General features: G+C 57.7%; 3 protein-coding genes, 1 tRNA gene and 2 rRNA genes (1 of these 6 running past the window's edge). 5 read left to right on the top strand and 1 reads right to left on the bottom strand.

Features of this window, described 5'->3' with window-relative positions; translation table 11 throughout:
* From EN749_RS03130 to EN749_RS03120, 3 genes are all read left to right on the top strand, one after another.
* Positions 1-1,712, top strand: a 23S ribosomal RNA gene (locus tag EN749_RS03130) (it extends 1,110 nt beyond the left edge of the window).
* A 152-nt stretch (positions 1,713-1,864) separates the two neighbouring features.
* A 5S ribosomal RNA gene (rrf, locus tag EN749_RS03125) occupies positions 1,865-1,979 on the top strand.
* Positions 1,980-2,227: 248 nt separating this feature from the next.
* Positions 2,228-2,304: transfer RNA gene (locus tag EN749_RS03120), tRNA-Met, on the top strand.
* Positions 2,305-2,384: 80 nt separating this feature from the next.
* Here the strand turns inward: EN749_RS03120 and EN749_RS03115 are convergent.
* Positions 2,385-2,738, bottom strand: coding sequence for a hypothetical protein (locus EN749_RS03115; RefSeq protein WP_127395615.1), 354 nt, complete (start codon positions 2,736-2,738; stop codon positions 2,385-2,387).
* A 399-nt stretch (positions 2,739-3,137) separates the two neighbouring features.
* Here EN749_RS03115 and EN749_RS03110 point away from each other — a divergent pair, with 399 nt between their 5' ends.
* Positions 3,138-4,169, top strand: a complete 1,032-nt coding sequence (locus EN749_RS03110; RefSeq protein ID WP_128362544.1) for a substrate-binding domain-containing protein — start codon at positions 3,138-3,140, stop codon at positions 4,167-4,169.
* Between the two features lie 96 nt (positions 4,170-4,265).
* Positions 4,266-5,000: ATP-binding cassette domain-containing protein (locus EN749_RS03105; protein WP_145990872.1), on the top strand; the 735-nt coding region annotated here is incomplete at its 3' end.

The following is a 5,000-nucleotide window of genomic DNA, read 5'->3' as shown; positions in this document are numbered from 1 at the left end:
CCAGGATGTTGGCTTAGAAGCAGCCATCATTTAAAGAAAGCGTAACAGCTCACTGGTCTAAATAAGGGTCTTTGCGCCGAAAATGTAACGGGGCTAAAGCCATACACCGAAGCTTAGGGTTTGGTCCGCAAGGGCCAAGCGGTAGCGGAGCGTTCTGTAAGCTGATGAAGCCATACCCGTGAGGGGTGGTGGAGGTATCAGAAGTGCGAATGCTGACATGAGTAACGTAAGGGGAGTGAGAGACTCCCCCGCCGAAAGACCAAGGGTTCCTGCTTAAAGCTAATCTGAGCAGGGTTAGCCGGCCCCTAAGACGAGGCGGAAACGCGTAGTCGATGGGAACCACGTTAATATTCGTGGGCTTGGAGGTAGTGACGGATCATTGAGGTAGTCCAATCTTATCGGATTGAACGGGCTGCTGCGTGGTTCCAGGAAATAGCTCCTCCTTATAAACCGTACCCGAAACCGACACTGGTGGTCTGGTAGAGTATACCAAGGCGCTTGAGAGAACTATGCTGAAGGAACTCGGCAAATTGCACGCGTAACTTCGGAAGAAGCGTGACCCTTTTCTACGCAAGTAGAGGAGGGTGGCACAGACCAGGGGGTAGCGACTGTTTATCAAAAACACAGGGCTCTGCGAAGTCGCAAGACGACGTATAGGGTCTGACGCCTGCCCGGTGCTGGAAGGTTAAGAGGAGGGGTGCAAGCTCTGAATCGAAGCCCCAGTAAACGGCGGCCGTAACTATAACGGTCCTAAGGTAGCGAAATTCCTTGTCGGGTAAGTTCCGACCTGCACGAATGGCGTAACGACTTCCCCGCTGTCTCCAGCATAGACTCAGTGAAATTGAATTCCCCGTGAAGATGCGGGGTTCCTGCGGTTAGACGGAAAGACCCCGTGCACCTTTACTATAGCTTTACATTGGCATTCGTAGTGGCATGTGTAGGATAGGTGGTAGGCTTTGAAACCTGGGCGCCAGCTCAGGTGGAGCCACCCTTGAAATACCACCCTTATTACTATGGATGTCTAACCGCGGCCCGTTATCCGGGTCCGGGACAATGTATGGTGGGTAGTTTGACTGGGGCGGTCGCCTCCTAAAGAGTAACGGAGGCGCGCGATGGTGGGCTCAGAACGGTCGGAAATCGTTCGCTGAGTGCAATGGCATAAGCCTGCCTGACTGCGAGACTGACAAGTCGAGCAGAGACGAAAGTCGGTCATAGTGATCCGGTGGTCCCGCGTGGAAGGGCCATCGCTCAACGGATAAAAGGTACGCCGGGGATAACAGGCTGATGACCCCCAAGAGTCCATATCGACGGGGTTGTTTGGCACCTCGATGTCGACTCATCGCATCCTGGGGCTGGAGCAGGTCCCAAGGGTATGGCTGTTCGCCATTTAAAGCGGTACGTGAGTTGGGTTCAGAACGTCGTGAGACAGTTCGGTCCCTATCTGCCGTGGGTGTAGGAATATTGAAAGGATCTGTCCCTAGTACGAGAGGACCGGGATGGACGGATCTCTGGTGGACCTGTTGTGGCGCCAGCCGCATAGCAGGGTAGCTATATCCGGACGGGATAACCGCTGAAGGCATCTAAGCGGGAAACCCACCTTAAAACGAGTATTCCCTGAGAACCGTGGAAGACGACCACGTTGATAGGCCGGGTGTGGAAGAGCGGCAACGCTTGAAGCTTACCGGTACTAATAGTTCGATCGGCTTGATCGTTCTCATTCCTTATGCTCATCGCTCCAAATCGGAGGATGACAGGCACAAAAAAGACCAGCGAATAGCCCCGAGAGGCACCCGACAGCTCCGCTGCCGATGCCTCTTTGTGCTCCTTCGCTCAAAAGCTTCTCGAACAACGTGCGTTTTGCCGACCTGGTGGTTATGGCGGAGCGGCTGCACCCGATCCCATTCCGAACTCGGCCGTGAAACGCTCCAGCGCTGATGGTACTTCGTCTCAAGACGCGGGAGAGTAGGTCGCTGCCAGGTCTGCTAAACGCACGTTGAACTCACATCCAATCGGATGGAGTGATGTCTTCTCTTTATGAAATGGCCCGCCAAGGGATCACGGGCCGCGTAAGCGGCCCTTTCATTTGGTCAGCCATATACCTATCTGTAGGCCTCGGCTTACACAAAAAAGCAAGCAAACGCTTGCTTAGGAACGCAAGCAAGCGCTTGCTTAGATTAGCAAGCAAACGCTTGCTAAGATTAGCAAGCAAACGCTTGCTAAGAGGTGACGCGGGGTGGAGCAGCCCGGTAGCTCGTCAGGCTCATAACCTGAAGGTCACAGGTTCAAATCCTGTCCCCGCAACCAAACTTCACTAAACAAACAGCCCGCCTCGTGCGGGCTCTTTTGTTTTTTGCCCTGGTGCCGGCGTTTAACCCGTCATGTCATCAGGCGCCCCCAAGCAGGCCAAGCCCAAGCCGCCAGACAGAAAACTCAAATCCTCTCCCCAACCAAACTTCGGTAAGCAAACAATCCGCCAGGAACAATGCCGGCGGACCGTTTTGATGTTCATCTTGGCTGGCCACCGATTGCCCCGGATCAGGCGCCCGCAACAAGGCGAAGCCCAGCTGCGGAACAAAAAAACCAATCCCGTCCCCTGCAAACCAATCTGCACCAAACAAACAGTTCGCCAGGCACCAGCCAGCGGGCCGTTCGCATTCGGGGGACAGCCGAAGGTTCTCGGAATACTCCGGGTGGTCAAGGCTGCTGTAAGCCGACGCAGCAGCAGACTTCTTGGCCAAGCGACATGGAGAGCGTCACGCCGCGCCCGGAGCAGATGCTTATCAAACAAGATCTGGGCTTCACGTGATAAGACGCGGCCGGCGGGAGGGCACCGCGCGAACTCCTGGGTGCAGATACTCCAACCACACTCCCCGGTTCGCGGCCAAAAAGGCCGGAAAGGCCTTGCCTGGCCCACCTTGGCGGCCTGCGACCACCTTCGTCGACCGGAGCGTATGACTCCCCGGAAGTAGGTTGTGAAATATATTTCAATATCTGAATTATATTGACAACATGCGCCGAGGTTGTAATGTCCCGATCGTCGGCTTTCGGAGGAAGGTCGGCATCATCAAATCCATACGGCAGCGCTCGGTGAGCGCCTGCGACGGTCATTGAGGATGGCTTCGGCCAAGGGAGGAAACTTGCGCAAATTTCTGAGCACGCTCGCAATCGCGGCGGCTGCATCGACCTGCTTTGGGTCGATGCAGGTACGCGCCGAAACCCCAAACCCGTTCAAATGCGAGCCGGGTGAAAAATATGTCATGAACGTCATGGTCTCGGGCGTCGAATACTGGTTCCCGGTCTATGAAATGTTCAAGCAGGCCGGCCAGCAGTTCGGCTGCGAGACCGCCTATACGGGTACGCCGGAATACGACGTCAACAAGCAGATCGCGACCTTCGACCAGGCGCTGGCGCAGAAGCCGGCCGGCATATTGGTGCATCCGATGAACTCCGATCCGTTCATCGAGCCGATCAACCGCGCCATCGAACAGGGCACCGCGGTGGTGACCTTCGCCGCCGACTCGCCGAATTCCAAGCGCGTCTCCTACATCACCTCCGACAACAATGCCGAAGGCACCTATGCCGCCGACGCCGTTGCCAAGGCGATGGAGGGCAAGGGCGAATATGCGGTGCTGGAGAATCCCGGCCAGGACAACCACGACAAGCGCGTCAACGCGTTCGTTGCCCGCATGGAAGCCAAATGGCCTGACATGAAGCTCGTCGGCCGCGCCGCTTCGAACCAGGATCCGACCAAGGCCTATCAGGCGGTTCTGAGCCTGGCGCAGGCGCATCCTGATCTTGGCGCCGTGTTCATGCCGGAGGCCAACTCGGCCATCGGCGCTGCCCAGGCCGCCAAGGAAGGCGGTGGCAAGATCCGCGTCATGCTCGCCGACGTTAATGCCAAGATCCTCGACATGATCAAGGCCGGCGAGATCTTCGGCTCGGTCAATCCAAACCAGGGCATGCAGGGCTATATGGGCTTCATGCTGTTGTGGATGGCCAAGCATCCCGGCCTGATCGACCCGATGAACGACGCCAAGCGTTCGGGTTTCAACCCGATGAGCGTGCCCTTCGTCGACAATGGCTTCTCCATTGTCTCCAAGGACAATGCGGATGACTTCTACTGGGACAAGTACCTCAAGCGTCGCGGCACCAAGGGCATCGAGGAATAGTCTCGATCTCGCCGCCCGGCCTCGGCATGGCCGGATTAACCGGGAAGGAGGCTTCGGCCTCCTTCCTCCCCCGCAGGTTCATCGCAGGAGCACGGCGTGACCCAGGCGCCCATTCTTGAAATCCGTGGCCTGTCCAAGGCGTTCGGCCCGGTCAAGGCGCTGAGCGACGTACGGTTCGAGCTGCGGCGCGGCGAAATCCATGCACTGTGCGGAGAGAACGGCGCCGGCAAGTCGACGCTGATGAACATGATCGCCGGTGTATTGCAGCCCGACGAGGGCGACATCCTGATCGATGGTGAGCGCATTTCGATCCACTCGCCCGCAGCCGCGCAACGTCTCGGCATTGCGCTTGTCCACCAGGAGATCGCGCTGTGCCAGGACGCGACGGTTGCCGAAAACATCTACATGGCCGCGATCAACAGCCGGCGCGCGCCGCTGATGAATTTCCAAAAACTCTACGCCGACGCCCAGAAGGTCATGGACCTGCTCGCGCCCATTCCGGTGCGTACCAGGGTTGCCGACCTCTCCATTTCCAACCAGCAGCTTGTCGAGATCGCCAAGGCGCTCACGCTCGACTGCAAGGTGCTGATGCTCGATGAGCCGACCGCGGCGCTGACCGAAAGCGAAGCGCAGCGCCTGTTCTCGATCGTGCGCGGGCTCAAGGAGCGGGGCATTTCGGTGGTCTATATCAGCCACCGCATGGCCGAGATATTCTCGCTGTGCGACCGCGTCACCGTCTTCCGCGACGGCCGCTACGTGGCGACCGATCCGATCGCAACCGTCTCACCGGACGATGTCGTACGCAAGATGGTCGGCCGCGAACTCACCCAG

The sequence above is a fragment of the Mesorhizobium sp. M7A.F.Ca.ET.027.02.1.1 genome (genome assembly GCF_004022985.1).
Taxonomy (GTDB): domain Bacteria; phylum Pseudomonadota; class Alphaproteobacteria; order Rhizobiales; family Rhizobiaceae; genus Mesorhizobium.
The sequence above is the reverse complement of the archived record's forward strand: the minus strand, read 5'-3'. Positions and strand labels throughout refer to the sequence as shown.